A 24,999-nucleotide genomic window follows, 5' to 3' on the forward strand; every position below is an offset into this window, starting at 1 on the left:
GGGTGCTCGTGACTCTCGTGACTATGTCCTGATCCCACAGCGGGAAGTCAGGACTCGTGCGGGACGATCTCGACCCGGGCGCGCGGTCGTCCAGGCGTGACCTCGATTCGCGCGATGAGTGAGCGCAGATACTCCCTGCGTTCCTCAACGGTGAGATCGTTCCACCGCTCTAGAAGGACCGGCAGTACCCGCAACGGCGCGGACTGCTGAACCTCGGTCGTTCGGAGCTCCTGCTCGAGCGCAACTGCTTGAGCAGCGTACCGGTCGCGCAACGTCTCGTAAGCCGCCTGCGGCATCCCCATGGTGAGGCGCTGCTCCGCGAGAATCACCTGCCGATTTGCGATGTCCGCGAGTTGTCGTTTCAGATCGGCAGTGGGGTCCGTGCCGACACGGCGAGGGCGTCGCTCGATGCCGGCGCGAATCTCGGCGCGGACCCGCGCCTCGTGCTCTCGCAACCAGCCGCGCACCGCGTCGTCGATCAGCGACTCAGCAACGTAGCCGCCGTCGTGGGTGCCCTTCTCCTTGCCGTCCTTGCACCGATACGACTGTGCGCGGTCCTGCCCGTGCGTGCCTCCGTGCATCTTCGACCCACACGTACACCAGACCATGCCGGAAAATGCGTAGGTCGAGCGCTCCGATCGGCGGTAGACGCGGCGCCGGCCGCGGGCCTCGAGATAGGCGTCCCATTCCGCGTCGGTGATCAGTCGTTCATGGACGCCACGCTTCTGTTCACCCTGATAGGTGATCATCCCCGCGGCGAACCCCGAGTCGAGCACGCGCCGCAGAGTGCGCTCTGACCAAAGACCGTCCCCAGAGCCTCCGTAGCCACCGACGGGCCGCGTCGGGCCGCTGTTCAGCCATCGCACCAGGGCATAGACGCTCTCGCCAGAGATGTAGCGGCGGTACGTCTCGGCGAGCACTGCGCCCGTGATCGGGTCGGGCACGAAGCCGTCGGCGGGGGAATAGGCATAGCCGAACCGCGGCTTGCCGTTGATCGGCTTACCCTCTCGGAAACGCCGGGCGTGCGCTTCACGCCAAGTGTCCCCGATGAGGTCCGCCTGATAGGCATTGAACTCGCCGACCATGCCGCGGGCGAGGCGCCCGTGCGACGTACGATCGTCGATCGGTTCCGTCGCAGAGAGAAGGCCGCCTCCAAGCGCGTCAACGCGGTCGAGCGCGACCGCCCACCGAAGACGATGACGCGCGGTGCGCGAGAACTTCCATACAACGATGACCTCGAACTCGCCCGCCTCGAGCCGCTCGATCGACTGATCGAGTCGCGGCCACCACGCCGACCGAGCACGCGAACCGGTCTCGTCGATGCCCTCGACCCAGTCGACGATGTCGATTCCGTTCGAGGCGGCGTACGACTCGATCGCGTGTCGCTGCACCTCCGGCGACGTCATGCCGTCGCGCTCGCGGGAGACGCGGATCATCCCGAGTCCTCGCCGCCGCGACGGCGTGGCGGCGAGCCGTCGGCGAACGCTCGACACTATGCCACCCCGATACGGTGCGCCCACTGCCCGGCGCCCATCTTCGGCGCGACGTAGACGTCCTCGCCAATGCGGACGAGCACTCGGCGAAATGCTTCGACGAGATCCGTCGTGACGCGGAGGGCAATCGCCATCGCCTCGAGGTGGCCCTCGTGCCGCGCTTCCTCGACGCGATAGTCGTGCGGGTCGATCAAGCGCATCGCAGCCCATTCGTCCGCACGGCGTTCCTGCTTCGCGTTCAGCGGACCAAACATCGACGGGGTGTCTCCGAAAACCGCATGGCAGCACTCGTGCGCGAGCGTGCTGACGTATCGCCGAAAGGGCAGATCATGCTGGATCCGGATCAACCGCTCGTCGTGCAGATATTCTCCGTCGCGATCGGGCGGCATGTCGCAGAACTCGACTTGCACTCCGAGATCGTCGAGTGCCGCGTAGATCCCAAGAATCTTCGAGTCCATTCAGAACTGCCCTTCGTCCCCTCCGGGGTCGCGCGACTTCTTCTTCGCGACCGCCCGCTCATCCTGCACGGGAGCGGGGACATCGCGCGGACGCAGCTGCGTGACGTTGGTCGGGGCATCGCGCTCGCCGAGCTCCTCGATCATTCGGTCGTAGGCATGCTCGACGATCGTGCGGGGCTCAAGGTCGAGCACCTCGCAGACCTCGCAGACGACGGCGATCGGGATCTCCGTCTTGCCGTTCAGCCAGCGGTTGAGGTTGGCATCGGCGCGGCCGATTCTCTCCGCCACAGCCTTCGCTGTCAGCGACCGGGAGACGATCGCTCCCTTGAGCTCGAGGCCGACGTATCGGCCGAACAGTTCTCCGCGCTCTCGTGTGTTCACGTGTCCAAGTATGCCGCGAGTCAACTCAATTGTCTAGATTGATAACTTGGTTAACTTGACGGTTGATCACGTGATGAGGATGATTGACCACATGATCAATTCAGTTGCCTCGGAAGTCGGTTCGGTTGTCGAGTCCGCCATCAAGACCGCGGGCCGCACGAAGGTCTCGGTTTCGGATGAGACCGGCATCCCGTACCCCACGCTGAACCGCAAGTGCGCGGGTAAGTCAGAGTTCTCCTTCACCGACCTGCTCCTCATCGCCGAGTGCTTGGACGTGTCGCCGTCGCTGTTCGTGCCGAGCCGGTTCGCGCAGATGGCGGTGGCATCGTGACCGGCGCGCTGATGGGGTCTCGCGCCGAGCCGTCGGACGCCGCGTGGCGGCGATCGGGTGACATCGCTGCTCGCATCCTCGAGAACCTCGCTCAGCGCGACGCCCGTGCCGCTGCCGAGCGCGAGTCCTCGAGCGCCGCGCCGATGGTGAGCGCCGCGTGATCTCCCGGTCTGGGGGCCGGGTGCCCGCTGGGGTAACTGGCGTGGCTGGTCGGGGCACCGTGGGGACGGTTGCCCCGGCCGGTCGGCTGAGTCCGCTCGTACGGGTGACGTCCGTCGTCTACGCCCTCGTCGGGATCGCGATCGCTGTTGTCGCTGTCGTGCTCGCTCCGTGGGGTCTGCTGCTCCTGGTGCTCTCGCTAGCCGTCTTGGTGGTCGCGTTCCTCCTCTGGCTCATGGCCGAAGGGTTCGCCGCAATCGAGGGGGACGAGTCGTGAGCGCGCTCGAGGTGTTCAAGTACGCCGACCGCGAGGTTCGTACGATCGTGGTCGACGGCGAACTCTGGTTCATGCTCGCCGACATCTGCGGCGTGCTCGGGATCGCGAACGCCGGCAACGTCGCGGCACGTCTCGACGAGGCTGATATCCGTCAGACGGATATCAGGTCGGGCGGGCAGATCCGATCGGTCACCATCGTCTCCGAGTCCGGTATGTACGAGGTCGTCATCCGGTCGGACAAGCCCGAGGCTCGCCGGTTCCGTTGGTGGGTGACGCATGAGGTCGTGCCGTCGATCCGCCGCACCGGTTCCTACGCGGTCGAGACTCCGGAGCAGCTGATGGCACGCGCCGTCGTGCAGGCGCAGGAGATCATCGCGCAGCGGGACGAGCAGATCGCCGTGCTCGCACCGCGCGCCGAGGCGTGGGACGAGATCGCCGACGCCGGCACGGACTACGCCGTGCGCGACGTCGCCCCGATGCTCAGCCGCGCTGGAATCGAGACCGGCCCGCAGCGCCTGTTCGCCTCGCTCCACGAGCTCGGGTGGATCTACCGCGGCGAGAAGCAGCGGTGGACCCCTTACGCCCGCGCCGTCGACTCCGGCTATCTCAAGGTCCGCGCGATGCCGCCCTACCGCGATCCCGAGACCGACGAGCTCAAGCCCGCCGCACCGCAGGTGCGTGTCACCCCGCGCGGCATCGAGCGGCTCCGGGTGCTGCTCGGCGTCGGCACCCTCACCCACTGACCCCACACACGAAAGTGGGGCGCCCGTTGCACCGGACGCCCCACCAAGAAGAAAGGCAAGCACATGCCTCAGACACAGAATACCGACGACAACGTCGAACCGGTGGACGACTTCGCGCCGATGACCGCCGACATGCACCTCAGCGTGATCGAGCGCACCGCACCGGTGATCGACGGACCGATCGCGACCGATCGCCGCAGCATCTGGCCGCTGTCGCCGGGACGCATGACCGCCGTCGTCGCCGCGCTCATCACCGCCGCCATCTGCGGACCGGCCGCAGCTGACCCGACGACCGGCGTCAACGGCGCCGATCTCGGTGTCCTCCTCAGCCTCGCGACGTTCGTCGCTGCATTCCTCATCCCGATCCCGAAGAAGGACGACCAGTCATGACCCCGCAGATCACCGCCGCCCGCCTCGTCGTCCCGGACGACGCACCCCGCACCGTCTGGATGCTCGAGCGCGGCGAGGGCGTCACCGCGTCCGACGCGTGGAAGATCGCCCGCGCCGGCATCAAGGCGCGTCGCACGATCGTCGAGCAGAAGATGAACGGCTCGACCTTCCGCGGCAACAAGGCCACGAACGCCGGCCACGCTCGCGAGGCCGCGCTGCTCGACGAAGCGGCCGAGCGCCTCGCCTCTCTCGCCCCGAACGGTGCGCTCTGGGCCTCCGTCGAGAACGACCTGCACCGGGCGACGCCCGACGCGATCGGCATCGACCCGGACGGCGCGCTCGTCGTCATTGAGGTGAAGTCGCACGAGAACGGGTGGAAGTCCGACGAGATCCCTGTCGAGCACCTCGCGCAGATGCAGTGGCAGATCCACGTGCTCGGCGCCGACTACGCCCTGTACGGGTTCGAGGTCCGCGACGAGGACGACATGCCACCCGTCGGCGGCGCGACGTGGATTCCGGTACCGCGCGACGAGGAGATGATCGCGTGGCTCATCGAACGCGCCGACGACTTCATCGCCTGGCGCGACGCCGGATGCCCCGACGTCGACGACCTGCCGGAGCTCGTGACCGACGCGGTCGCCAAGTGGGCGCCGCTCAAGCGTGACCTCGACGCCGCCGTCGCTGCCGAGAAGGCCGCGAACGCGAAGGTCAAGGCCGCCGTCGCGAAGCTCCCCGGCGCGCTGCGCTTCGGAGCCGTCGGCATGACCGAGCACGGGGGGTTCCAGACCACCGTCTCCGAGACGGTGTCGATCGACGAGGCCGCGTGGAAGGCGGCCGCACCCGAGGTGCACGCGCACGTCGAAGCGCTGCGAGTCGAGCTCGCGGTGCTCGAAGCATCCGCCCTCAAGCACTTCCCCCGCGCCACCCGCAAGGCGCCGTCGCTGCGATTCCAGGAGATCGAGAATGTCTGAGCCCACCGAAGAGAAGCCGTTCACCGTCGAGGCTGCCCGCGCGGTCGTACTCGCATCCGGCGAGCTCGAGGCGCTCGAGGGGCCGCATTTCCGCAGCGGCCGTGACGGCGGATGGGACTCCGTGTTCCTCGCTGACGAGACCCACCCGCACCCGGACTTCGCTCGTGTGATCATCACCCGCCGCGGTCAGGCACCTCGCGAGGTCGCGATCAGCTGGGCCGACTACGCCGAGGTGATCGAGGGCGATGACGCGTCGCGCGCGGCCGCCGAACGCGAGTGGATCGCGACCCGCGGACGCAAGCCAATGGCCATCTTCGGCTCCGAGGCAGAACGTCACGGCTACCGTGTGACCTTCGCCGACGTCCTCGCCCCGCTCCTCGGTCGCGGCACCCGGCCGGCACCCGAGGGCGGCGCGCCCGCCGGCCGCGACTTCGCTTCTGAGATCGCGGCCGCCGACTCGCTCGTCACGCTCGACGAGATCGAGCGTGACGGCCGCGCCGCCCGGATCTTCACGCCAGACCCGATCGGCACGGGCATGCATCGCGCCCTGCGGGCCAAGCGCGTGGAGCTCACCGCCGCCGCGGCAGGCGATGCCTGGGCAACCCCGGCCGTCCGCGTCGAGACGACCCTGACTCCGGCGCCTGCATCAAGCCGGAGCGCCCGCCGCGCCCCGCAAGACCACCTCCCGCCCGCAGGGAACCGTGCCGCCCGCCGGAAGAAATCCCGCGGAGGTCGGCGATGATCGTCGACGACGCGACCGGCGCCGTCGCCGAGGCCGGGGTCGAGCTCGTCCCGCTCGAGCTCGCGGCTCTCGACGAGGACGAGATCCTCGCCCTGTTCCCGACCCCGGTCCAGTGCGCCGGCGCGCTCCTCAAGGCGCGCGCACTGATCGCCCATGCACCGGCCGTGCTCGCCGCCCGATCGAAGGCCGTGAAGGACGCGAAACGGAACCTCATTGTCGCCCGTGGCTACGCGCGACAGCGTGCCGTCGGCCGTGACGCCGAGACCCGAAAGCTCGTCGCCGAGAGCGATGCCGACGTCTTGCAGGCATGGGAGGCGATCGACGTGGCCGAGCTTGCGCTCGAGTACGCCCGCGAGATGCGCAAGACCCTGACCGAGGACATCGAGATCCTCCGGTCCCTCAACGCGAACTTCCGAGGAGAACACCGATGAGGCCAGTATCAGAGGGGGCGATTCCATTCGTCGACGTCGAAGTCTGCGCACGCGCGGCGGGATTCGTTCTCATAGCAGTAATCGAAAATGAAGCCTGCTTTGATGTCGTCTCGGGTCATCGATTCGACGTCCAGCAGAGCCCAATCGGCGTCGTCGCGATGAGCGAATCCGCCAGCGTAGAGGTCCTCGACTCCGTCGCACGCGTCGTACACCGGGTCCACGAGCGCGGCGAACTTGGCTTGTTCGTCGGCGAGCATCGAGTCCAACGTGACCCGCTCCTCGTCGGAAACCTCGCCGTCAGCGTAGATCGCGTCGTACTCAGCGCCGAACAGTGGATGGTTCGCGTAGTGGGCGTTCATCGCGTCACTCGCCGTCGCGAAGGCGGCGTCGCAATCAGGCGATGCCGCAGCCGGTTCCACGTCTCCGCTACATCCGGCAAGGGCGAGCACCGAAGCCGCGATCGCCACCGTTGCCAGGAATCGCCTCATACCCGCACTCTATCGGGGGTGATCCGATGAGCGCCCCGACCGCCGCGACTCGCGAGGCGGTCTACCGTCGCGACGACCGCCGCTGCGCCGCCTGCGGCGTCATGGTCCTCACCTTCCAGCACCGCCGCGCTGTCGGCATGGGCGGCTCGAAGAACGTCCCATCGCCCGTCGATGGCCTGTCGCTCTGCGCGGTCTGCAATGCCGGCTGCGAGGGCGGGATGCAGGAGCAGGCGCTCCGCTACGGGTGGAAGGTCCGCCGTTGGGTGACGCAACCCGAGCGCGTGCCCGTCTTCTACCCGCGTGAGCAGACCTGGTATCGGCTCGAGGGCATCGCCCGCATCCGCATCTCCCGCGCGGTCGCGATGGAGATGGGCTGCAGCGTCTACGGTCGCGACTGGCTGTTCTGGCACGAGGCCATCGCATGAGCATCGTGAGCGAGGGATTCGCCGCATGGCGAGAGTGCCGCGCCGAGTACGACCAGACGCTCTACTCGCAGTACATCGCCGCCGAGGAGGCGACGAACGGCGCAATGCTGAACGCTCGCGGCCGCGAGAAGGGCATCGACGCGTTCACCCTGTTCATGGGGCCGGAGGTGCGCGCGCTCGCGTACGCCTCGGAGGAGCTCGTCGAGCACTGGGCGCAGCACCCGCGGGTGACCTACGCGAAGTTCGAGCGGCAGTGGCAGGCGCAGCGTGAGGCCGAACTCATCGAAGGTGCCGCATGAGCGCCCCGGTGACGGCTGCCTCGAAGCCGGAGGCGCCGGAGTGGAAGCCGAACCGGGAGCGCATCGCCGACGAACTCCGCAACGTCGACGCGATCCACGAGGGCAAGCCGAAGTGCCGCCTCTGCGGTCAGGTCGTGAACCGGCTCGACACGTTCGGCCTCTGCTCGAAGGTGACCGCGGCTCACAAGGAGTGGCGAGGCGACGCCGTGCCCGCGAGGAGAAAGCGATGAGCGCGATGCCGGAGTTTGCGATGACGTACGTCGTCTACTGGCCCGAGGCCGGCGTGCTGAAGGTGGGTCGCGCGTGGCGCTTCCACCGCGTGCAGATGATGACGCGCTCGGGCGGACACGTGGTCGTGCTCGCTCGAGGGACCGACGGAACGTGGGAGACCGAGGCGCTGCGCGTGCTGCGCCGCTGGTTCCCGCAGGCGTTCCGAAACGAGGACGAGGCGCGAGAGCTCTTGTTCATGGGTCGCGGGTGGACGGAGTGCTTCGAGGTTGACGAGCACCACCTGCAGCTAGCCGTCGACCTGTGCTTCGAGGGATTCGCGAGAGGGAACGAACAAGGTGTCAACGAAGAACGTGCAACGGAAGATCAGCGCGGAGGACGTGCAGTTCCCCGGCTACCTGAGGGCGCCGATCGCAGCGAAGCCGACAGCGCTCGGCCTGTGGCTGCACACGGACGGACTCGGCCGCCGCGAGGTCGTGCCGGAGTTGATCGCAGCCGCGATCTATCCGGGCGAAGCGGCGACGGAGCTCGTGATCGAGCACCTGCTGCTGCTCGAGGAGTCCGGGTTCCTGGACTTCTACACGGCCAAGGAATCGGAGTGGCTTCAGCTGCGTCGACCGCTCCGCATCGACTCGCGCCTCGCGTGGTCGAACTGCCCCGATCCGCCCGTTCGCGAACCTTCGCGAAGCTTCGCGGCTGTGGGGGGAGCGCGGGAGCGGGCGGGCGCGCGGGTGCGTGCGGAGCAGGCCGAGCGGGCGGGCCAATGGGCGACGTGGGCGGACGAGCAGGAGAGCAGGCCCGCACCGCCGAAACGACCTCTCCTGCTGGACGCCCCACCCATCGGATGCCCGGATCACCCTCACGGCCGATTCGAGAACTGCGGCCCGTGCGGCACCGCCCGGAAACGTCACGACCGATGGGTGCAGGAGGCCCGCTACGGCGAGCAGATGACGGAGTTCGAGCAAGGGAACCCGTCGGAAGGGCCGTGGGATGAGGAGCCATTCTGACCCGCTCGTCGACTTCGTCGACCTGACCGTCGCCCGATTCAACCGAGATCGGGCGTTCCGGCTCCGGCTGCTCGCCGAAGTCGATGAGACACCACGAGAAACCGCATACAAGATCCGCCGCGACTCAACGATCGCGGCACAGAGGAGGACAGCATGAGCAAGGACACGCAGATACCCGTCGGGGAGTTCATGGAGATTCGTGACGCCGTCGCGGATGAGCTCAAGAAGGGGTCGACCCCGCAGACGCAGCGGCCGACGCTCGTGCGTCAGGCCGAGCGACTCATCCTCGCCGGATATGTCGACATCGACGCCGTACGCACCGACCAGCGCTTCGGCCCGGTGCTCGCCGAAATCCTCGCCGAGGCAACTCGATCCATCGAGAAGCACGGCGAGCAGCGCCACCTCCCGATGGGGACCGGGCCGGACGAGCACCCCCTCGCCACCATCGCAGCACTCGACGATCACACCGGCCTGCACCCTCACATGCTCGCCGAGGAGATCGCGTCAGTCGCGACACGTGACACCAAGGCACACTCGGAGAACGAGGGCGGCGACGGCACTGTCACGTGGTGGCAGATCCTCCGCGAAGAAGTGTTCGAGGTGGCCGCCGAGAACGAGCGCCGCGAGCTCCGCGCCGAGCTCGTGCAGGTCGCCGCGGTCACGCTCAAGATGATCGACGCGCTCGACGCCGGAGCGCGCATCTAATGGCCGGCGAGACCGTCATCACCGTCGTCGGCAATCTGACCGCCGATCCCGAACTCCGCTTCACGCAGGGCGGCGTGCCCGTCGTGAACTTCACCGTCGCGTCGACCGCGCGCATCGCCGACCGTGAGGCCGGCGGCTACAAGGACGGCGACAAGCTGTTCCTTCGCTCTGTCGCCTGGCGCGAGATGGCCGAGCACATCGCCGCATCTCTCACCAAGGGCATGCGGGTGATCGTGCAGGGCCGTCTCCGTCAGCGCCCGTTCCAGGACCGCGAGGGCAACCAGCGCACCGCGATCGAGCTCGAAGTCGATGAGATCGGCCCGAGTCTCCGGTACGCGACGGCGCAGGTCACCCGCGCTGCGGTCCGCACGGACGGTCAGGGCGCGTCGACCGCGCCAGCGGCTCAGTCGGATCAGTGGGCGGCGGAGCCGCCGGCAGAAGGGGGATGGGGCGATGACACACCGTTCTGAGCCGAACACGACGTGCAGTATCTGCAACGGGATGGGGTTCGTCGTCGTCACCCGCGATCCCGACACGGATGCTGAGTGCGTCTGCATCAATCCGATGGACTACCCGCGCCTGACCCCGCACGCCCGGCACCTGATCCGCCGAGAGGTGGCCTCTCTCGTGCTGGCCGCGATGGGCTCGGCCGTTGGGCAGCTGCCCGAGCTCATGGCATCGGGGCGGATGCGAGCAGACGACTTCAGCACGACCCTCGCCGAGATCTTCACGCCGGAGGCGGCCGAGTTCATGCAGTGGCGCGGCGATATAGCTCTCGACATGGTGTTCGCGGACATCGCTGCGGAGGTGCCGTGATGGAGCGCTACTGCATCCGTGGGTGCACCGTCCGCGGTGAGCACTTCGCGGTCTGCGACCGCAACGGCGAGGACTACAAGGGCGACAACCCGTGTCCGGGCTGTGCGCAGGTCGACGCCCGCGACGGGGTGCTGATCTGTGAGCGCTGCTACCGCCGCCTGCGCCGGCACCTCGAGGACGCTGCGGACATCGTCGGGCACCTGCGTTCGATCGCTGACCCGACGAAGGCCGCGGCATATGACCGGGTGCGGGTGCAGTCGGCGTCGATCGAGATCCCGGCGCCCGTGGCTGCCGACCTCATCGACGCGTCGAACGACATCACGACGACGCTCAACATGTGGGCGAATCACGTCGCGGGCGAGGACCGCCCCGGCGCGGGGCTCGCCGCCGGGGCGATGGCGGACGCCGCGCACGACGTCGTCCGCCTCGCCGTCGACGTCATCCTCGACGACCTCGATCACCTCGCGAACGACTCGCACCAGATCGAGGCGCTGTGCGATGGCGTGATGGTCGTGAACGGCGCGACGCCGGACGTGTGGACGGTCGCTGACGCGGCCGTTCGCTGGCCGCTCGAGGACTCGCCCCGCTGGGCGCAGGCCGCGTGCCCCGTCTGCGAGCTCATGGCCGTGCGCGTCCAGCCGGGTCGCAACGGCCGCCCCTCGCGCTATCGGTGCACGACGGTCGGGTGCAGCTGGGAGGCGAACTCCCAGGACGACGGAGGGCTGTGGGCCGCAGTGTTCGCCGAGCCCGCGCCGCCGGAGATCCGCCCGCACGACCCGAGCCTGCTGACCCTCGTCGCCGCCGCGCGCCTCGTCGGCCGCGAGCCCGGCACCGTCCGCGGATGGGTGAAGGCCGGCGATCTCGCGCCGCACCTCGGCCGCTACCGCGAAGCCGAGGTGCTCGCGGTGGCGGCCCGCAAGAGAGGAGAGGCAGCATGACGCAGCTGGCACCTGAGAAGCGGTGGCTGAGCCTCGCTGAGGCCGCGCAGGTCGCACGCCGGAGCGAGCGCACCATGCGCAACTGGGTGCGCGACGGCGTGCTCAAGCCGGCGGCCGCGGGAATCTTCGCCCGCGACGCCGTGCTCACCGCCGCGAAGCAGATGAAGGACCGCCGGTGGCGCGAGTCCGCGACCGAGGCCCGCGTCGTGCGCGCCGCGCTGGGCGTGTGGATCAGCGTCACCCCGTGCGGCCCGCACATCTCCACCCTGAACGCCGGCCTGGTCGCTCTGACCTGCAGGAACTGCCGGATCGAACCCGCCGAAGAACCGAACGAAGGAGCCTGAAATGCCTGTAGTGATCCGCACCCGAACCATGACGGCTCGCAGGAAGCACGAGTGCATGTGGTGCCGCGCAACGGCCGTCGAGCCCGGTCAGGAGTACGTGAGAACGACGCTCGTCGAAGACGATCACATGTACGACTGGGTCGCCTGCCAGCCCTGCATCGAGGCGGTGAAGTTCGTCGTCGACTGGGCGGATGGGTACGCCGATGAGGGGATCAGCGAAGACCTCATTCTCGATTGGGCGCGCGACATCGGGCCAGAAGCGGACAGCACGCCCGAGACGCAGACCGGCGAGCAGCAGTCGGCGCTCGCCTTCCTCGCCCGGTATGGAGCGGGCATGGTCATCGATCACGTCTTCATCGGAGTCGCGGGGCATGCCGACGACAACGAGTGCACCCATCGCGCCGACGGCACCGATGCGACGTACTGCGGACGTCGTGAGGACGAGCACGTCTGGGGCGCGGCATGAGCGACCTCCGAGAGCAACTGCAGGAGCACACCGACCTCGCCTCCACGAGAGCGTGGGCTGAGGGCGTCGAGGGTGCGCTGCCGGGTGACTGCTGGCGGGCGTGTCTCGCTTCGCTGCTCGAGCTCCCGATCGCTGAGACCCCGCACTTCGTGGCGCTTTACCCGGACGTCGATGACGAGCTCAGCGAGGCCGAGGGTCCGGCCTGGTGGCGGGCGTCGAAAGCCTGGGTCGAGGAGGTGCGCCAGGGTTGGACTCTCGCAGCGTGGGACGTACCCGAGGAGTGGTCGCCGATCTACGTGCGCCCCGACGGCATGCCCGACCGGGTGATCTTGTCCGGGCGCAGCCCTCGCGGCGACTGGTTGCATTCGGCGCTCGTCTTCGATGCCGACGGCCGCCTCGCTCACGACCCGTTCCCCGGCGGAACCGGCGTCGTAGCGCCGTATCCCGACCGGATCGCGCTCGTGCCGAAGGGCACCCGCCCGTGCGCGACGTGTGGGGAGCCCGCATACCTCACGGTCTCCGGCGTCTGGCGGCACGCCGAGCGCGATTGGGCTCACGACGCTACTCCGGAGGCGATCGATGTCCCGGCGTGAGTGCGCGTGGTGCCGCGGTCCGATCCCGGCATCCGCTCGAGCGGACTCGGTCTGCTGCTCGAAGCGTTGCAGGCAGGCCCGTCACCGGTTCCGCACTGGCGTAGGCGTCGCGCCCGCCGGCGACCGCGACGTGTCGCTGCGCCTCGCGTATGCCGACCCGCCCTATCCGGGGCTCTCGCGCCGCTACTACGGCGATCACCCGGACTTCGCCGGCGAGGTCGATCACAGGCGTCTTATCGAGCAGCTCGACGGCTACGACGGCTGGGCGCTGTCGACGTCGGCTCGTGCGCTGCAGGACGTGCTCGCGCTCTGCCCGCCCGGCGCCCGGGTCGCGGTCTGGCATCGCGGCGAGCGTCCGACCCGCAGCGCCGGGCCGCTCAACGCGTGGGAGCCCGTGATCTACTTCGGCGGCCGTCGGGATGCGTCGCGTTCCACCGCGGCGGGCGAGAAGGTGTCGCGTCGACCAGGTGAACGCGTCGCGGAGTACCTCGGCGACGCGTCGCGTGCGGCCGCCGATCTGTCGCGCGCAAATCGAGCGACGGATGCGTCGCCCGGTGCCGGCGTCACGGATGCGTCGTCCGGATCCGCGCGACGCGTCGACGTGCTCACGTATCGACCTGGTGTCCGCTCGACGGACCCCAGCCGCGTGACCGGGGCAAAGCCGGCGGTGTTCTGCCGCTGGGTGTTCGACCTGCTTGGCGCCGAGCCGCAGGACGAGTTCTCGGACCTGTTCGCCGGGTCTGGGGGAGTGATGCGTGCATGGGCCGCATTCGCAGGGATCGACGAGAGGAACCGAGCATGAGCAAGAAGACCGAATGCGAACGCTGCGGCGAGGAAGCCGAGACGCGCGACAACATCAGGGGTACGACGTTCTGGGGGCTGATCCAACGCGCAACCGAAACCAGGGTGCGCACTTCACTAAGGGTCGCGAGCACGTGGTACAAGCGCACGACGGATGACAGCCGCCTACTCCGAAGCGACGAGACGATGCCGCTGTGCGATCCGTGCTGGGGTCTGCTCGTCGGCCGCTTTCTGCAGGGTCGCGACGTCGTCGCCCTCGATCACGAGCACGCCTGGCGCCTGGGTCGAGACAACCTCGAGCAGTGCTCGCTCTGCTATCAGACGAGGATCTCGACCGCCGCACCGATCGAGGCGAGTGCAGCATGATGACCGCAGCTGAGACGAACCGTCTCATCGAGTCGATCGAGAAGCTCGCGGCCGCGCAGGAGCGACTCGCGGACGAGGCCGCGCGAGCGAACGACATCGCCACGCGAGCGAACGACATCGCCCGTGGTGCGAACGAGATCGCGAGGCGGCGATGAGCAAGACGACTGAACGGGACATGCTCGACCGACTGAACGTCCGCTATGGCGCCTACAACGGCAACGGGTTCCGGTACGCACGAGCCGAGCACGTCCGGGTGACCGCCGGGTTCGACGCCCGACGCACCTGCGACTACATGGCGCTCGATCTCTGGCCCGGGGGCTACGGCTCTGGCCGCACGGGGCCGATGCTGCACGGCCATGAGGTGAAGGTATCTCGGTCTGACTGGCTGACCGAGCTCCGCGATCCGGAGAAGGCCGAGGCGTTCCGTCGCTACTGCGACTTCTGGTGGCTCGTCGTCTCCGACCGGAACATCGTCAAGGTCGGCGAGCTCCCTGACGGATGGGGCCTGATCGTCGCTGCCGGCAACTCGGCACGCGTGGCGGTCCGAGCGACCAGGCGCGATGCCGTCGAACCGATGAACCGTGACCTGCAGGCGACGTTCTCCCGGGCCGTCACGAAGACGACACTACGACTCGTGAGCACTGGCGGAGACGCCGCGCTCGAGTTCATGGCTGGGCGGATGCGGCTTGGCGGCGCGTCGTGAGCTAGTAGTTTCCATGCCTTCCGGGAATGGTGTTAAGCTGTGCTTGCACCTGAACTATGACCGAACCCCTGCCGATCCGGCGGGGGTTTCGTCGTTTCAGCTGTGTCCCCGCCGCCACGCGCTCACGACACTCTGAGAGCGGCCGTTGCTGCCATGACCTCGCGTGGCCCGATCAATCGGGCCGCGATCGAGAGAGCAGCCGGAGAAGGCTGCACGATCCACCCACGGAGCGGTGGTGAGCGGCGGGGCACGGTCTTACCCCGGGAGGATTATGGCCGCCGGCGTACCCGGCCGCAGCACCGCGGCGCACCGGAAGAACCGCAGGGATCTGAAGGATCTCACCCGTGAGCACAATCTGCCGTGCGCCCTGTGCGGGAACGCGATCGACTGCGACCTGCCGCACACCGACCCGTGGTCGTTCGCGTACGACCACATCAAGTCGATCAAGACGCACCCGGAGCTCGCCGACGACCCAGCGAACGGCCAGCCCTCGCACAAGCGATGCAACGAGAACAAGGGCGCGAACGACGCCCGGCCCGGCCTCGGCGATCCGTCTGAGGTCTGGTGACCGATGAGAGGAGACACCATGTCGAACCGTCAGAGCACCAAGCAGACCGCGACCGCCGCCCGTCCCACGCTGGCTGAGCAGACGACCGAGAAGCCCGAGCAGGCCGAGGCCACGGACTCCGAGCACACCGTCGCCAAGGGCGAGAGCCTCGACGACATCGCGGAGAAGACCGGAGTCCCGGCCGCTCAGCTGCAGCGCCTCAACGCGATCAAGCGCCCCGACCTCATCTGGTCGGGCATGAACCTCCGCCTCAAGTAGGGAGACGCCGTGAAGCGACGCGAGATCGACGTCGAAGCGCGCATCGTCGTGCTCGGTGCACCGCTCAACCCTGAGGAGATCGACCATGTCGGCTGGGGTGGAGTGACGCGCACGATCACGGCGACCGTGCCGCTCGGTCTCGGCGTCGCACGGACGCCCGACTACGGCATCCGCCGTGCAGTGTGGGACGCCGCGTTCGGCTACGTCTCCGGCTTCCGCAAGCGTGACATCGCGTACTACCTGCTCACTCGCTCGCTCTCTGCCCGGGTGGCCGAGGCCGTGATCCGATGGGAAGCGAAGCGCGAGCGCTCAGCCGAGGAGGCGACACGATGAACCGCTTCGCCGCACTCGGCCTCGCTGCCGAGGCTCTCGTGAGCGATAGCCGGATAATCGTGCTCACGCCTCGACGTCGTGACATCTCGACCGCGATCGGATGCTTCGAGTCGGTTCCCGACATCGCTGAGTATCCGGGGTTCCGAGTACGTCGCACCAATGGGGACGAGCGCATCGACTTCGGAGGTCGCGGTCGCATCGACTTCACGAGTGTGTCCTCGTCTCTCCGTGGCCTGAGTGCCGACGTCGTGTTTATCGACGGTGACGCCGACTTCTCCCTCTCTCCTGCCCGCCTGGCAACGCTCCGTGCCGATCTCGAGCGCGTGACGACCGCAAGCGAACGCGGCGAGACCGTCCGCGCATGACAGCGCGCCAGAGGGGGTAGGGGGGTCGAATCCCTAGCCGTGGGGGCTCCGCACCGCACCGGGGGTGATCTGTCCCCCTCCGCCCCTGGCTGTCACATGTCACACCCCCGCGGGAGGTGGTTCCCGTGGCTCTCACTCCCGAGGAGAAGCGCAAGCGCGACCGTGAGCGGCAGGCCCGGTATCGCGCGGAAAAGCGAGAGAAGCCGACCCTCACGGCGCTCCCTCAGATCGGCCCGTCCTCCGGCGCCGATGGTGTGACTCCGGGTGTGACAGGAGACGGACCGCCTGTCACGTCAACCGACAACGTCGACGCACTGAACGAACTCCTCTCCGAGCTCACGATCCCGACCACGCAGAAGCCGCGCGTCGCGCTGCTGAAGACCCTCGCCCGCGACCTCGACACGATCTCAGCCCTACCGCAGCGCGCCTCGATCTCGGCGAAGTACGACGAGCAGGTCGACAAGCTGATCGCCGCGACGAAGCCGAAGGAACGGAACGAGCTCGACGAGATGCGCCGCAAGTTCTACTTGGGGGAAACCGGTGGCATCGACAACGACCCGGAAGCGCGCGGCCGCCCCGCGCGCCGCAAGAAGGCGTAGCGCACCGCGGCGGGTGTACGGACACGAGGCGCCTCGTGTATTCACTCCGCCGCGGCGCCCGCTCACTCCGCAGACCTCCGCCGGTTACGCCGCGATCCACTTCGCCGACTGGCTGCACGAGAAGCTCGCCGGCACCCAGCACGCCGAGCTCGCCCCGAAGCTGAACCCGTGGCAGCGATGGTTCCTGATCCACGCGCTCGAGCTCAACCCTGACGGCTCGTACCGGTTCAAGACGGTGCTCCTTTGGGTCGCGCGGCAGAACGGGAAGACGTTCGTCGCGGCGCTGCTGATCCTGTTCCGCATGTACGTCGACGGTGATGCCGCGATCCTCGGCGTCGCGCAGAAGCTCGCCACCGCGAAGAAGACGTGGAAGCACGCGCAGAAGATCATCGACGCGATCCCGGACCTGAAGCAGGAGCGTGCCGGGTTCTCGAACACGAACGGTGAGCTCTGGTTCGAGCTCACCGGCGGTCAGCAGTATTGGGTCGACTCCGCCGACAACGGCGGCCGCGGTCTGACGTTCGATCTCGTCTTCGTTGACGAGATCCTCAAGCACAAGACGTTCGCGGCATGGTCGGCTCTGTCGAAGACAACGGCCGCGCGCCGCCGGTCGCAGTTGGTCGCCGCATCGAACACCGGCGATCTTGAGGCTGTAGTTCAACGGTTCCTGCACAAGCAAGCGATGGACGCCATCGAGGCAAACGACGACGACACGACCGTCGGCCTGTTCTGGTGGACACCACCGCCGGGGATGCCACTGGACACCCCCGAAGCGTGGGCGTACTCCAACCCCTCGATGAACTACAACCTCCCGCAGGAGAACCTCGCCGCCTACTGGGTGGCGGACCCGCGCCCGGTGTTCGAGTCCGAGGTCGCGAACATCTTCATCGACTCGTCGACCGGCGGGCCGTTCCAACAGGGCATGTGGCAGAAGGGACTCGACCGAGTCTCGAAGCGCGCCGACGGCGCCGACGTGTACGTCTGCGTCGAGGTCTCACACGACCGCACGCTCGCTCACATCGGGTTCGCCTCCAAGCGCGCCGACGGGAAGATCCACGTCGGCATCATGCAGAGCCTGCCCGGCACCGACTGGGTTGTCCCGTGGCTCACCGACCCTGAGCGCCGATTCACCCCGGCCGCGATCACCTTTCAGACGAACGGTGCTCCCGTCTCGTCCTTGCTTTCCGAGTTCGAGGAGGCAGGGCTCGAGGTCACCCCCTGGGGCGGCCCGGATCTCGGTCGCGCGACGGGCCTACTCCTCGACGGGGTGAACCTCGGCAAGCTCATGCATCGGCATCAGCCGCTGCTCGAGGTGGCCGCGCAGAACGCCGTGCTCAAGAAGCTCGCCGACGCGTACGTCATCGACCGCAACGCATCCGCCCACGATGCGTCGCCGCTTTCCGCGGTGGCCGGCGCGCTGTGGCTGCTGAAGAACCCGCCGAAGACACCTGAGCCGCAGATCCGCACGCTCAAGAGGAGGAAACGTGGCTAAGTTCACTGACCGAGTCCGCGACGCGTGGCGCTCGCTCGTCACTCGCGCGCAGTCGCGGCTCCCGTCTCTGCGCGGGAGCCGCACGGCCGCCGGGGTCTACGTCACCCCGGAGCAGTCGCTGCAGGTGATGGCCGTGCTCACTTCGGTGCGTCTGGTCGCCGAGGCGGTGTCGAGCCTGCCGATCTCGGTTGTCGTCCGCCGTGGCCGCGACCGGGTGCCGCCGGCACCGAAGTACCGCAGCCTCGTCTACCTGCTGACGGTGCAGCCGAACCCGGTGATGGATGCTGCCGAGTTCTGGCGCACAGTCGTGACGTGGATGCTCATCCGAGGAAACGCCTACGTGTTCGTGCACCGCAACGGTGCTGGCGATGTCATCGGCCTGTGGCCGGTCCCGCCGACCGATGTCAAGGTGCTGCGCACGTCGACCGGTGACCTCGCTTACAAGCTCACCCACGACGGCAAGGAGACGTGGCTGCCGGTCGAATCCGGGTACGTGGCAACGCACCTCGAGATCCTGCACTACCGCTGGTTCGGCACCGGTCCCGAGGCGCTCTCGCCGATCGGCGTCGCCCGACAGCAGGTCGGGATCTCGGTCGCCGCGACGTCCTACATCGGCGGATTCTTCGAGCGTGACGCGACACCGGAGACGGTGCTCACCACGCAAGGCAACCTCACAGACAAGCAGTGGGAGCGCCTCGTCGGCCAGATGGAAGACCGGCACCAGGGGTTCGAGAACTCGCATCAGTTGGCCGTCTTCGAGGGCGGCGCGAAGCTCGAACGCGTCTCGCTGTCACCGGCGGATGCGCAGTTCCTCGCGATCTACAAGCTCACTGAGGGCAAGATCGCGTCGATGTACGGTGTGCCGCCGCACAAGATCGGCGACCTCGAGCACGCGACGTTCTCCAACATCGAGCACCTCGGAATCGAGTTCGTGCAGGACGCGATGCTGCCGCCGATCACTCGCCTCGAGAAGGTCACGCAGCGGCTGTTCGGCGAGGAGGAGATGCGCCTCAAGTTCGACCCGAAGGGACGGATGCGCGGCGACACCGCAGCGCAGACCGCGGCCTATGCGGCCGGGCGTCAGTGGGGATACTACTCCGCGAACGACGTGCGGGCGTTCGAAGATCTCCCGCCCATCGAGAACGGCGACACCTACCTCGAGCCGACGAACATGGTTCCCGCTGGGGCGTTGCCGATCCAGCGTGACGGCCTTCCGCCTGTCGAGATTGCGCAGCTGCGGCCTACCGCTCTCCGCGCGATCGAGCCGCTGCGTCGCACCGCGTCTGAGGAGGCGCCCGCCTGGGTCACTCGGCTCGATGCGGTGCTGTCCGACTTCGTGTCCGAGCAGCGCGAGGAGATCGCAGGGAACGCGATTGTCGCCGAGGATCAGGCGGACTGGGATGCGCGTCTCGCTGAGGCGCTCGAGCCGATCATCGGCGGAGCGGTCACGGATCTCGCAGGCCGGGAAGCCGCGCAACACAGCGGTGTCTACGTCCCGGCGTTCGCGCAGAACTGGGTCGCGGCCGCGTCACTGAGCCACGCGCAGGCGTTCAACTCGCTGACCTTCCTCGGCCTGCTCGAGCACGAGCCGGACGACCTCGCCATCCTCGATGTCTTCGCCGCCGCAGCGGCCCGAGTGCCGGAAGCGGCGCGACGGACGCTCGACATCGTCGGATCGTTCGCCCGCTACGAAGGCGCGTCGCAGGCTGGCGCGACCTCGAAGCGGTGGATCGCCCGCGACGAACAGCACGCGTCGATGCAGGGCGAGACCGCACCGATCGACGAGCCGTTCTCCAACGGTGCGAAGTGGCCGCGCGATCTCGCCGCCGGCGCAACCGAAGTCACGGGCTGCACCTGTGACGCCGAATACGACAAGGAGTCGACATGACCCGCACCCTCGAGCGTCGCGTCTTCCCGCTGACGGACATTCAGATCCGCGCCGCGAGCGACGACGACCGACGCCTGCACTTCACCGGACGCGCCGTCGTCTACGACCAGCTGTCCGAGGATCTCGGCGGATGGCAGGAAGTCATCAAGCCGGGCGCCGCAACCCGCACACTGGCGGCCGCACCCGACGTGCGGTTCCTCATCAACCACGACCCGAACCTGCTGCTCGGGCGGACGACCTCGGGAACGCTGCGGCTCTCCGAGGACGCCGACGGCGTGCTCGTCGATGCCGACATGGCCGACGTGTCCTACGCCCGAGACCTCGCTGTCTCCCTCGAGCGCGAGGACATCACGCAGATGTCGTTCGGATTCTGGGTGCTGTCGGACAGCTGGTCGGGCTCGCTGCACGAGGTGCGCGAATTCGACTTCGAGGGCGGCGACGTCTCCGTCGTCACCTATCCGGCCTACACCCAGACATCGGCAGAACTGCGCGCCATCGCGCAGCAGCACATCGCCGACGCCGCGGGATACCCCCTCGAGCGTGCGAAGCGCCGCCTTCACGAGCTCGAACTGCTGTCCAACCTCTGACCCACCCAAGAGTGCCCGTCCGAACGGTGCGGGACACACCCCAACCCATGAAAGGAGTGTGGCTATGTCCACCTCTGTTGAGCTCCGTCAGGAGCGCGCTCGCACCGTCGAGGCGATGCGAGCGATCACCGATCGTGCCGAGGGCGAGAATCGCAACCTGAACGCGGAGGAGCGGCAGTCGTACGACCGCGGCGAGGCCGAGTTCCGCGACCTCTCCGACCGCATCGAGCGCCAGGAAGCGCAGGAGCGTCGCAACGCCGAGATGGGCGATCCCATCAACGGCGGCGGGGACACCCCGGGCGCGGGCGGTGACGAGCAGCGCAGTGCCCAGCAGCGCTCCGCGTTCCGTCGCTTCGTCCGCGGCGCCGCGATGACGCAGGAGCAGCGCGCGCTCGTCGAGAACGCCGCGGGCGAGATCCTCGTCCCCGAGGATCTCGAGGCGGAGATCATCCGCGCAGTGCCGCAGCTGAGCGTGATCCGCGGACTCGCGGGCGCACGCCCGACGGCAAGCAACCGCGTGCGTCGTCGCTCGCTCGACGAGGTCGCGGTCGGTTGGGGCAAGCTCGAGACGAACGAGCAGAACCTCACCGACTCGATGCCCTCCACGCCCGAGGAGGAGTGGACGTACATCGAGGATCTCTACGGTCTCGCGAAGATCGGCGAGGACGAGCTCGACGACTCCGACGTCAACCTCGACGCATTCGTCCGCGACAGCTTCGCCCGCGCCGCGGCCGAAGCGGAGGACACCGCCTTCACGGTCGGGGCCGGCCACACCGCGCACCAGCCGACCGGCATCTTCTCCACCGCCGGCGGCGTGACGAGCCGCACCTCGGGCGCGACGGACTACTCCGGTACGAGCGGCGCGAACGCGAAGGTCGCGCTGATCGACGACCTCAAGGGTCTGATCTACGACGTCCCCGCGCAGTTCCGCCGCAACGGTGCGTTCATCACCTCCTCGCTGACCGAACTGTTCCTGTCCACCATCAAGGACGCGAACGGTCAGTACCTCTGGCAGCCGTCGGTGCAGGCGGGCCGGCCGAACACCTTCCTCGGCTACGCCATCCACAACCAGGAGGACGTGGCCGGCATCGCCGCGGACAAGGCAATCGCCGCGTTCGGCGACATCAGCGCCGGGTACCGCGTGTACGACCGCCTCGGCATCACGGTGAAGCGGCTCGAGGAGCTCTACTCCGAGGACGGGTTCATCGGCTTCAAGTTCCGCAAGCGTGTCGGCGGCGACGTCGTCCGCCCGCAGGCGCTGAAGCTGCTGCGCACCAAGACCGCCTAGTCCAGGCGACCCCACGGCGGCGGCCGGGAAACCTCCCGGCCGCCGCCGACCACCCCTCGATGAGCGGAGAGCGACCGATGCCCGACACCACGGAACCCGAGACGGATCTGCTGCTCACCCACACCGAAGTGCAGAACGTCACGAACACGCCCCTCTCGGAGGGCGAGGCCGCGTCGATCGCTGCGCAGGCGACCGAGGCCGTCCGCGACTACTGCGGATGGCGCATCGCCAAGCCGAAGACAGAGACCCTGACGCTGCCTTCGCGCGGCGGGCGGTCCATCTTCCTACCCACGCTCCACGTCAACGACATCACGGCCGTCACCGTCGACGGCCACCCGCTCACCGCCGACGAGTTCGAGTGGGACGAGAGCGGCATCCTCGAACGCGTCTCCGGCCGGTGGCCGCGCGGGCGCCGCGCCGTGACCGTCACCCTCAACCACGGCTACGCCGCCTGCCCCGGTGGGATCGCTCAGGCCATCTCTGCCGCCGTCGCCCGCGGTGTGCTCGTCCCCGCCGGTGGCATCGCTTCGGAGACTGCGATCGGGCAGTCGATCGTCTATTCCCGCATGAGCGCCGGTGGACTCGTCGCCGGTGCGATGTTCGTCGCCGACGAGCTCGAGCGCCTCGACCTCCACCGTCTGCGGGCAAGCCGATGAGGCTCAATCCGCGGCTCACGCCGCACACCGTCACCGTCCGCGACTTCGTCTCTGCCGGAGGCATGGGCTCGAAGCACGCCGACCCGCGACTCGTCGAGAAGGTGTGGGTCGTCGACGAGCGTCAGCTGATCGTCGACGACAAGGGCGCCGAGGTTATCTCGAACACTCAGGTCTCGACGAACGTCGACGAGATCATCCCGCTCGGCTCACTCGTCACCGTATGGAAGGGCGAGCCGGGGGAGCGGCAGGCGAAGGTCGTGAAGATCGGTGTCTTCCGTCATCGCCGACTTCCCGAGAGCCGAACCCTCTACCTCACCTGACCGTCGGCGGCCGCCCGCGACGCGTGTCCGAACGGAGGCGATCGTGGACAACCTGAAGCCGATTCTGTCGATGGTCGAGAAGGCAGCGCAGGACGCGATGAAGGACACCGCGAAGAAGCTGCTGAAGCGCTCGAACGAGCTCGCCCCGCGCGACGACGGCGACCTCATCAAGTCCGGGAAGGTCGTCGTCGACGACCTCACCGTGACTGTCCGCTACACCGCCCCGCACGCCGTCTTCCAGCACGAGCACCTCGACTGGGCACACGACGGAGGAGGCGCGAAGTTCCTCGAGATCGCATCCGACGAGATCGATATCGGCGCCGAGGTCGCGCGCGCAGTGAGGGAGGCGCTCGGGTGAACGATCGCGAGATCAAGACGCGACTGTGCGAGATCCTCGGCACCATCGACGGGTTCGAGTGGAGCGCCACGACTGCCGCCTACGACCCCGACTCGGTCGGCGTGTGGTTCGGCGCGATCGACGACACACCCGACCGCGGCGTCGGCGTCCGCCTCTACGGCCTCGGCGGCAGCGAGTCCGACGACCTGACCCAGCGCAAGGCGCAGGTCTGGGTGCGCGGCGCCCGCGAGGAACGAGGCTCTGCCGACGACATCGCCGATGCCGTCTTCGGCCGCTTCGACAAGCTCTCCCGTGAGGGAGGGATTCTCAGCATCCGCCGAGAATCCATGTCCGATCAGGGTTCCGACGACAACGACCGCGAGCAGCGGTCGGAGAACTACCTGATCACTCTCGACAATGAGGAGGCTCTGCAATGAGCAACAAGACCCTTCCCGCCGGTACGACGCTCGGTCAGAGCTTCGAGTACGGGCTCGACATCAACCTCGGCACGTTCGGGGGACCGTCCTGGCAGGAGATCCGCCGTATGTCCGGCTGGGCTCCGACGTTCCCGAAGGTCACGCAGGACGCCGCGACCTACGACGACCAGGGAGCCCCGAACGAGGACATCTCGGGCCGCGGCTTCGCCGGTGCATTCACCGTGCAGGCCAACCGCTCCCAGACCACGGGCCTGTACCTGCCCGAGGTCGAAGCGCTGGTGAACGCATCGCGGCGCGACCGCGAGCAGGCGGTCGTCGATGTGCGGTTCTACCACAAGCCGAAGACCGGCGCCCCGCACCCCACGGACGCCGGTCGCGTGTCGGCGACCGTCGAGCTCTCCCGGCAGAACACCGGGAACGCGGAGATCGACATCTTCGCGATCTCGCTCGCCGGCAAGGGCGCCTACACGCCCATCGCGAACCCGTTCGTCTCCGAGCTCGACGCCGACCCGGTGATCGCCGCGATCACCCCGGCGGGTGCGGCAGCGACGAAGCTCGTCACCATCACCGGCTCCGGCTTCCTCGGCGCGACCGACGTGAAGTTCGGCGCGACGTCGGCGACCGACTTCACAGTCCTCTCCGAGGCGACCATCGTCGCCACCGTCCCCGCCGGCTCGGCCGGAACGACGAACGTCACCGTCGTCACCCCTGTCGGCACCTCGGCCAACTTCCCCTACACCCGAGGCGCCTGACCCGGCCCGGAGGCCCGGGCGCATCCACGCACCCGGGCCTCCGGCTCCACCACTTCCACCACGACGAAAAGAGCCCGCATGGCCACCGCTGCCGCCTTCGCCGACTGGGCGATCCCCGCGCTCACCCTGCCGCCGCTGCCGACCCGCGACGGCGAGCCCCGGGCGTTCGTCGTCCAACCGCCCGCCGTCGGCGACGTCGCGAAGCTGCTCGCCTGCGCCGTGCGCGGCGAGGTGAACCTCGGCATCGTGAACGGTCCCATCCCCGCCGAGGTGCAGGAGATCCTCGACACGATCACACCCGACGAGCACCCCGCCCTCGGCCCCGCCTATCGCGAGATGGTCGACGCCGGCGTGCACCCCGAGACCATCGGCCGCGCGGCCTACTACAGCGTGTTCTTCTGGACTCGCGGCCGTGACTACGCCGATCGCCTCGCCGCCCTGCTCTGGGGTCGCGAGCAGGTCGACGCCGAGGAGGGCGAGACCCCCGCCCCAAAAGCCTAGAGACGGCGGAGGACTGGGCGCCCTACGGCATCGGCGAACCCAACGCCGACGGCTGGTATCCCC

At 68.3% G+C, this 24,999-nt stretch carries 42 protein-coding genes; 38 read left to right on the top strand and 4 right to left on the bottom strand.

Features of this window, described 5'->3' with window-relative positions; translation table 11 throughout:
* Positions 1–47 precede the first annotated feature (47 nt).
* Genes WFM69_RS09645 through WFM69_RS09655 form a run of 3 tightly spaced genes read right to left on the bottom strand, consistent with a single transcriptional unit; the run spans position 48 to position 2,332 of the window.
* Positions 48–1,436: a recombinase family protein gene (locus WFM69_RS09645; RefSeq protein WP_337004024.1), complete on the bottom strand. Its 1,389-nt coding sequence runs from the start codon at positions 1,434–1,436 to the stop codon at positions 48–50.
* Between the two features lie 56 nt (positions 1,437–1,492).
* Positions 1,493–1,951 carry an ImmA/IrrE family metallo-endopeptidase gene (locus tag WFM69_RS09650; RefSeq protein ID WP_337004026.1) on the bottom strand — a complete coding sequence of 153 codons (459 nt, stop codon included), beginning with the start codon at positions 1,949–1,951 and terminating at the stop codon, positions 1,493–1,495.
* A complete protein-coding gene (locus WFM69_RS09655) occupies positions 1,952–2,332 on the bottom strand; it encodes a helix-turn-helix domain-containing protein (protein ID WP_337004028.1) in 381 nt (126 codons plus the stop codon).
* Between the two features lie 91 nt (positions 2,333–2,423).
* Here WFM69_RS09655 and WFM69_RS09660 point away from each other — a divergent pair, with 91 nt between their 5' ends.
* The 8 genes from WFM69_RS09660 (at position 2,424) to WFM69_RS09695 (ending at position 6,376) form a co-directional block, all read left to right on the top strand.
* Entirely contained in the window at positions 2,424–2,663 is a 240-nt protein-coding gene (locus tag WFM69_RS09660; RefSeq protein WP_337004030.1) for a helix-turn-helix domain-containing protein, read from the top strand.
* The gene (locus WFM69_RS09665) at positions 2,660–2,824 is read left to right on the top strand and encodes a hypothetical protein (protein WP_337004032.1); all 165 of its coding nucleotides are present in this window, start codon (positions 2,660–2,662) and stop codon (positions 2,822–2,824) included. The genes WFM69_RS09660 and WFM69_RS09665 overlap by 4 nt, the downstream gene beginning before the upstream one ends.
* A 104-nt stretch (positions 2,825–2,928) precedes the next feature.
* The gene (locus WFM69_RS09670) at positions 2,929–3,099 is read left to right on the top strand and encodes a hypothetical protein (RefSeq protein ID WP_337004034.1); all 171 of its coding nucleotides are present in this window, start codon (positions 2,929–2,931) and stop codon (positions 3,097–3,099) included.
* The gene (locus tag WFM69_RS09675; RefSeq protein WP_337004036.1) at positions 3,096–3,842 is read left to right on the top strand and encodes a phage antirepressor KilAC domain-containing protein; all 747 of its coding nucleotides are present in this window, start codon (positions 3,096–3,098) and stop codon (positions 3,840–3,842) included. Before WFM69_RS09670 ends, WFM69_RS09675 begins: the two co-directional genes overlap by 4 nt.
* Before the next feature lie 63 nt (positions 3,843–3,905).
* Positions 3,906–4,232, top strand: a complete 327-nt coding sequence (locus WFM69_RS09680; protein WP_337004038.1) for a hypothetical protein — start codon at positions 3,906–3,908, stop codon at positions 4,230–4,232.
* Entirely contained in the window at positions 4,229–5,203 is a 975-nt protein-coding gene (locus WFM69_RS09685) for a hypothetical protein (RefSeq protein WP_337004040.1), read from the top strand. The genes WFM69_RS09680 and WFM69_RS09685 overlap by 4 nt, the downstream gene beginning before the upstream one ends.
* Positions 5,196–5,945, top strand: coding sequence for a hypothetical protein (locus WFM69_RS09690; RefSeq protein ID WP_337004042.1), 750 nt, complete (start codon positions 5,196–5,198; stop codon positions 5,943–5,945). The genes WFM69_RS09685 and WFM69_RS09690 overlap by 8 nt, the downstream gene beginning before the upstream one ends.
* Positions 5,942–6,376, top strand: coding sequence for a hypothetical protein (locus WFM69_RS09695; RefSeq protein ID WP_337004044.1), 435 nt, complete (start codon positions 5,942–5,944; stop codon positions 6,374–6,376). Before WFM69_RS09690 ends, WFM69_RS09695 begins: the two co-directional genes overlap by 4 nt.
* Positions 6,377–6,384: 8 nt before the next feature.
* On the opposite strand, the gene WFM69_RS09700 is transcribed toward WFM69_RS09695, so the two are convergent.
* Positions 6,385–6,864 (bottom strand): hypothetical protein, encoded by a 480-nt coding sequence (locus WFM69_RS09700; RefSeq protein ID WP_337004047.1) that lies wholly within the window; start codon positions 6,862–6,864, stop codon positions 6,385–6,387.
* A gap of 26 nt (positions 6,865–6,890) precedes the next feature.
* On the opposite strand from WFM69_RS09700, the gene WFM69_RS09705 reads away from it, so the two are divergent.
* From WFM69_RS09705 to WFM69_RS09850, 30 genes are all read left to right on the top strand, one after another.
* The gene (locus WFM69_RS09705) at positions 6,891–7,289 is read left to right on the top strand and encodes a hypothetical protein (RefSeq protein ID WP_337004049.1); all 399 of its coding nucleotides are present in this window, start codon (positions 6,891–6,893) and stop codon (positions 7,287–7,289) included.
* The gene (locus WFM69_RS09710; protein ID WP_337004051.1) at positions 7,286–7,588 is read left to right on the top strand and encodes a hypothetical protein; all 303 of its coding nucleotides are present in this window, start codon (positions 7,286–7,288) and stop codon (positions 7,586–7,588) included. Before WFM69_RS09705 ends, WFM69_RS09710 begins: the two co-directional genes overlap by 4 nt.
* Positions 7,585–7,818 (top strand): hypothetical protein, encoded by a 234-nt coding sequence (locus tag WFM69_RS09715; RefSeq protein ID WP_337004053.1) that lies wholly within the window; start codon positions 7,585–7,587, stop codon positions 7,816–7,818. The genes WFM69_RS09710 and WFM69_RS09715 overlap by 4 nt, the downstream gene beginning before the upstream one ends.
* A 336-nt stretch (positions 7,819–8,154) precedes the next feature.
* Positions 8,155–8,823 carry a hypothetical protein gene (locus WFM69_RS09720; RefSeq protein ID WP_337004055.1) on the top strand — a complete coding sequence of 223 codons (669 nt, stop codon included), beginning with the start codon at positions 8,155–8,157 and terminating at the stop codon, positions 8,821–8,823.
* Positions 8,824–8,976: 153 nt separating this feature from the next.
* Positions 8,977–9,528: a hypothetical protein gene (locus tag WFM69_RS09725; RefSeq protein WP_337004057.1), complete on the top strand. Its 552-nt coding sequence runs from the start codon at positions 8,977–8,979 to the stop codon at positions 9,526–9,528.
* Positions 9,528–9,998, top strand: a complete 471-nt coding sequence (locus tag WFM69_RS09730) for a single-stranded DNA-binding protein (protein ID WP_337004059.1) — start codon at positions 9,528–9,530, stop codon at positions 9,996–9,998. The genes WFM69_RS09725 and WFM69_RS09730 overlap by 1 nt, the downstream gene beginning before the upstream one ends.
* On the top strand, positions 9,982–10,344 hold the full coding sequence (locus WFM69_RS09735) for a hypothetical protein (protein WP_337004062.1): 363 nt from the start codon (positions 9,982–9,984) through the stop codon (positions 10,342–10,344). The genes WFM69_RS09730 and WFM69_RS09735 overlap by 17 nt, the downstream gene beginning before the upstream one ends.
* Complete coding sequence (locus tag WFM69_RS09740; RefSeq protein ID WP_337004064.1) at positions 10,344–11,282, top strand: helix-turn-helix domain-containing protein; 939 nt, start codon at positions 10,344–10,346, stop codon at positions 11,280–11,282. Before WFM69_RS09735 ends, WFM69_RS09740 begins: the two co-directional genes overlap by 1 nt.
* Entirely contained in the window at positions 11,279–11,626 is a 348-nt protein-coding gene (locus WFM69_RS09745; protein WP_337004066.1) for a helix-turn-helix domain-containing protein, read from the top strand. Before WFM69_RS09740 ends, WFM69_RS09745 begins: the two co-directional genes overlap by 4 nt.
* Position 11,627: 1 nt before the next feature.
* Positions 11,628–12,092 carry a hypothetical protein gene (locus tag WFM69_RS09750; RefSeq protein ID WP_337004068.1) on the top strand — a complete coding sequence of 155 codons (465 nt, stop codon included), beginning with the start codon at positions 11,628–11,630 and terminating at the stop codon, positions 12,090–12,092.
* On the top strand, positions 12,089–12,685 hold the full coding sequence (locus WFM69_RS09755) for a hypothetical protein (protein WP_337004070.1): 597 nt from the start codon (positions 12,089–12,091) through the stop codon (positions 12,683–12,685). The genes WFM69_RS09750 and WFM69_RS09755 overlap by 4 nt, the downstream gene beginning before the upstream one ends.
* Positions 12,686–12,815: 130 nt before the next feature.
* Entirely contained in the window at positions 12,816–13,487 is a 672-nt protein-coding gene (locus WFM69_RS09760) for a hypothetical protein (RefSeq protein WP_337004072.1), read from the top strand.
* Positions 13,484–13,852 carry a hypothetical protein gene (locus WFM69_RS09765; protein WP_337004074.1) on the top strand — a complete coding sequence of 123 codons (369 nt, stop codon included), beginning with the start codon at positions 13,484–13,486 and terminating at the stop codon, positions 13,850–13,852. Before WFM69_RS09760 ends, WFM69_RS09765 begins: the two co-directional genes overlap by 4 nt.
* The gene (locus WFM69_RS09770; RefSeq protein WP_337004076.1) at positions 13,849–14,007 is read left to right on the top strand and encodes a hypothetical protein; all 159 of its coding nucleotides are present in this window, start codon (positions 13,849–13,851) and stop codon (positions 14,005–14,007) included. The genes WFM69_RS09765 and WFM69_RS09770 overlap by 4 nt, the downstream gene beginning before the upstream one ends.
* A complete protein-coding gene (locus WFM69_RS09775) occupies positions 14,004–14,555 on the top strand; it encodes a hypothetical protein (protein ID WP_337004079.1) in 552 nt (183 codons plus the stop codon). Before WFM69_RS09770 ends, WFM69_RS09775 begins: the two co-directional genes overlap by 4 nt.
* 271 nt (positions 14,556–14,826) lie before the next feature.
* Positions 14,827–15,123 (top strand): HNH endonuclease, encoded by a 297-nt coding sequence (locus WFM69_RS09780; RefSeq protein WP_337004081.1) that lies wholly within the window; start codon positions 14,827–14,829, stop codon positions 15,121–15,123.
* 18 nt (positions 15,124–15,141) lie between these two features.
* On the top strand, positions 15,142–15,381 hold the full coding sequence (locus WFM69_RS09785; RefSeq protein WP_337004083.1) for a LysM peptidoglycan-binding domain-containing protein: 240 nt from the start codon (positions 15,142–15,144) through the stop codon (positions 15,379–15,381).
* Positions 15,382–15,390: 9 nt separating this feature from the next.
* Entirely contained in the window at positions 15,391–15,714 is a 324-nt protein-coding gene (locus WFM69_RS09790; RefSeq protein WP_337004085.1) for a hypothetical protein, read from the top strand.
* On the top strand, positions 15,711–16,079 hold the full coding sequence (locus tag WFM69_RS09795) for a hypothetical protein (RefSeq protein ID WP_337004087.1): 369 nt from the start codon (positions 15,711–15,713) through the stop codon (positions 16,077–16,079). Before WFM69_RS09790 ends, WFM69_RS09795 begins: the two co-directional genes overlap by 4 nt.
* A 125-nt stretch (positions 16,080–16,204) precedes the next feature.
* The gene (locus WFM69_RS09800) at positions 16,205–16,678 is read left to right on the top strand and encodes a hypothetical protein (RefSeq protein WP_337004089.1); all 474 of its coding nucleotides are present in this window, start codon (positions 16,205–16,207) and stop codon (positions 16,676–16,678) included.
* A 13-nt stretch (positions 16,679–16,691) separates the two neighbouring features.
* Positions 16,692–18,170: a terminase large subunit domain-containing protein gene (locus WFM69_RS09805; RefSeq protein WP_337004091.1), complete on the top strand. Its 1,479-nt coding sequence runs from the start codon at positions 16,692–16,694 to the stop codon at positions 18,168–18,170.
* Positions 18,163–20,058, top strand: a complete 1,896-nt coding sequence (locus WFM69_RS09810; RefSeq protein ID WP_337004093.1) for a phage portal protein — start codon at positions 18,163–18,165, stop codon at positions 20,056–20,058. Before WFM69_RS09805 ends, WFM69_RS09810 begins: the two co-directional genes overlap by 8 nt.
* On the top strand, positions 20,055–20,645 hold the full coding sequence (locus tag WFM69_RS09815) for an HK97 family phage prohead protease (protein ID WP_337004095.1): 591 nt from the start codon (positions 20,055–20,057) through the stop codon (positions 20,643–20,645). Before WFM69_RS09810 ends, WFM69_RS09815 begins: the two co-directional genes overlap by 4 nt.
* A gap of 64 nt (positions 20,646–20,709) precedes the next feature.
* A complete protein-coding gene (locus WFM69_RS09820; protein ID WP_337004097.1) occupies positions 20,710–21,933 on the top strand; it encodes a phage major capsid protein in 1,224 nt (407 codons plus the stop codon).
* Positions 21,934–22,010: 77 nt separating this feature from the next.
* Positions 22,011–22,589 carry a hypothetical protein gene (locus WFM69_RS09825; protein WP_337004099.1) on the top strand — a complete coding sequence of 193 codons (579 nt, stop codon included), beginning with the start codon at positions 22,011–22,013 and terminating at the stop codon, positions 22,587–22,589.
* Entirely contained in the window at positions 22,586–22,909 is a 324-nt protein-coding gene (locus WFM69_RS09830) for a hypothetical protein (protein ID WP_337004101.1), read from the top strand. Before WFM69_RS09825 ends, WFM69_RS09830 begins: the two co-directional genes overlap by 4 nt.
* Before the next feature lie 43 nt (positions 22,910–22,952).
* Positions 22,953–23,267 (top strand): HK97 gp10 family phage protein, encoded by a 315-nt coding sequence (locus WFM69_RS09835; protein ID WP_337004103.1) that lies wholly within the window; start codon positions 22,953–22,955, stop codon positions 23,265–23,267.
* The gene (locus WFM69_RS09840; RefSeq protein ID WP_337004105.1) at positions 23,264–23,683 is read left to right on the top strand and encodes a minor capsid protein; all 420 of its coding nucleotides are present in this window, start codon (positions 23,264–23,266) and stop codon (positions 23,681–23,683) included. The genes WFM69_RS09835 and WFM69_RS09840 overlap by 4 nt, the downstream gene beginning before the upstream one ends.
* The gene (locus tag WFM69_RS09845; protein WP_337004107.1) at positions 23,680–24,435 is read left to right on the top strand and encodes an IPT/TIG domain-containing protein; all 756 of its coding nucleotides are present in this window, start codon (positions 23,680–23,682) and stop codon (positions 24,433–24,435) included. Before WFM69_RS09840 ends, WFM69_RS09845 begins: the two co-directional genes overlap by 4 nt.
* 78 nt (positions 24,436–24,513) lie before the next feature.
* Entirely contained in the window at positions 24,514–24,936 is a 423-nt protein-coding gene (locus tag WFM69_RS09850) for a hypothetical protein (protein ID WP_337004109.1), read from the top strand.
* The last annotated feature ends 63 nt before the right edge of the window (positions 24,937–24,999 follow it).

The organism is Microbacterium sp. LB12, assembly GCF_037150835.1.
Taxonomy (GTDB): domain Bacteria; phylum Actinomycetota; class Actinomycetes; order Actinomycetales; family Microbacteriaceae; genus Microbacterium.

Excerpts from the sequence above, each read along its gene's own strand:
- WFM69_RS09645 (WP_337004024.1), bottom strand. The coding sequence starts at position 1,436 with ATGATCCGCGTCTCCCGCGAGCGCGACGGCATGACGTCGCCGGAGGTG.
- WFM69_RS09650 (WP_337004026.1), bottom strand. The coding sequence starts at position 1,951 with ATGGACTCGAAGATTCTTGGGATCTACGCGGCACTCGACGATCTCGGA.
- WFM69_RS09660 (WP_337004030.1), top strand. The coding sequence starts at position 2,424 with ATGATCAATTCAGTTGCCTCGGAAGTCGGTTCGGTTGTCGAGTCCGCC.
- WFM69_RS09680 (WP_337004038.1), top strand. The coding sequence starts at position 3,906 with ATGCCTCAGACACAGAATACCGACGACAACGTCGAACCGGTGGACGAC.
- WFM69_RS09685 (WP_337004040.1), top strand. The coding sequence starts at position 4,229 with ATGACCCCGCAGATCACCGCCGCCCGCCTCGTCGTCCCGGACGACGCA.
- WFM69_RS09690 (WP_337004042.1), top strand. The coding sequence starts at position 5,196 with ATGTCTGAGCCCACCGAAGAGAAGCCGTTCACCGTCGAGGCTGCCCGC.
- WFM69_RS09695 (WP_337004044.1), top strand. The coding sequence starts at position 5,942 with ATGATCGTCGACGACGCGACCGGCGCCGTCGCCGAGGCCGGGGTCGAG.
- WFM69_RS09700 (WP_337004047.1), bottom strand. The coding sequence starts at position 6,864 with ATGAGGCGATTCCTGGCAACGGTGGCGATCGCGGCTTCGGTGCTCGCC.
- WFM69_RS09705 (WP_337004049.1), top strand. The coding sequence starts at position 6,891 with ATGAGCGCCCCGACCGCCGCGACTCGCGAGGCGGTCTACCGTCGCGAC.
- WFM69_RS09710 (WP_337004051.1), top strand. The coding sequence starts at position 7,286 with ATGAGCATCGTGAGCGAGGGATTCGCCGCATGGCGAGAGTGCCGCGCC.
- WFM69_RS09715 (WP_337004053.1), top strand. The coding sequence starts at position 7,585 with ATGAGCGCCCCGGTGACGGCTGCCTCGAAGCCGGAGGCGCCGGAGTGG.
- WFM69_RS09725 (WP_337004057.1), top strand. The coding sequence starts at position 8,977 with ATGAGCAAGGACACGCAGATACCCGTCGGGGAGTTCATGGAGATTCGT.
- WFM69_RS09730 (WP_337004059.1), top strand. The coding sequence starts at position 9,528 with ATGGCCGGCGAGACCGTCATCACCGTCGTCGGCAATCTGACCGCCGAT.
- WFM69_RS09735 (WP_337004062.1), top strand. The coding sequence starts at position 9,982 with ATGACACACCGTTCTGAGCCGAACACGACGTGCAGTATCTGCAACGGG.
- WFM69_RS09740 (WP_337004064.1), top strand. The coding sequence starts at position 10,344 with ATGGAGCGCTACTGCATCCGTGGGTGCACCGTCCGCGGTGAGCACTTC.
- WFM69_RS09745 (WP_337004066.1), top strand. The coding sequence starts at position 11,279 with ATGACGCAGCTGGCACCTGAGAAGCGGTGGCTGAGCCTCGCTGAGGCC.
- WFM69_RS09750 (WP_337004068.1), top strand. The coding sequence starts at position 11,628 with ATGCCTGTAGTGATCCGCACCCGAACCATGACGGCTCGCAGGAAGCAC.
- WFM69_RS09755 (WP_337004070.1), top strand. The coding sequence starts at position 12,089 with ATGAGCGACCTCCGAGAGCAACTGCAGGAGCACACCGACCTCGCCTCC.
- WFM69_RS09765 (WP_337004074.1), top strand. The coding sequence starts at position 13,484 with ATGAGCAAGAAGACCGAATGCGAACGCTGCGGCGAGGAAGCCGAGACG.
- WFM69_RS09770 (WP_337004076.1), top strand. The coding sequence starts at position 13,849 with ATGATGACCGCAGCTGAGACGAACCGTCTCATCGAGTCGATCGAGAAG.
- WFM69_RS09775 (WP_337004079.1), top strand. The coding sequence starts at position 14,004 with ATGAGCAAGACGACTGAACGGGACATGCTCGACCGACTGAACGTCCGC.
- WFM69_RS09780 (WP_337004081.1), top strand. The coding sequence starts at position 14,827 with ATGGCCGCCGGCGTACCCGGCCGCAGCACCGCGGCGCACCGGAAGAAC.
- WFM69_RS09785 (WP_337004083.1), top strand. The coding sequence starts at position 15,142 with ATGTCGAACCGTCAGAGCACCAAGCAGACCGCGACCGCCGCCCGTCCC.
- WFM69_RS09795 (WP_337004087.1), top strand. The coding sequence starts at position 15,711 with ATGAACCGCTTCGCCGCACTCGGCCTCGCTGCCGAGGCTCTCGTGAGC.
- WFM69_RS09815 (WP_337004095.1), top strand. The coding sequence starts at position 20,055 with ATGACCCGCACCCTCGAGCGTCGCGTCTTCCCGCTGACGGACATTCAG.
- WFM69_RS09820 (WP_337004097.1), top strand. The coding sequence starts at position 20,710 with ATGTCCACCTCTGTTGAGCTCCGTCAGGAGCGCGCTCGCACCGTCGAG.
- WFM69_RS09825 (WP_337004099.1), top strand. The coding sequence starts at position 22,011 with ATGCCCGACACCACGGAACCCGAGACGGATCTGCTGCTCACCCACACC.
- WFM69_RS09830 (WP_337004101.1), top strand. The coding sequence starts at position 22,586 with ATGAGGCTCAATCCGCGGCTCACGCCGCACACCGTCACCGTCCGCGAC.
- WFM69_RS09845 (WP_337004107.1), top strand. The coding sequence starts at position 23,680 with ATGAGCAACAAGACCCTTCCCGCCGGTACGACGCTCGGTCAGAGCTTC.
- WFM69_RS09850 (WP_337004109.1), top strand. The coding sequence starts at position 24,514 with ATGGCCACCGCTGCCGCCTTCGCCGACTGGGCGATCCCCGCGCTCACC.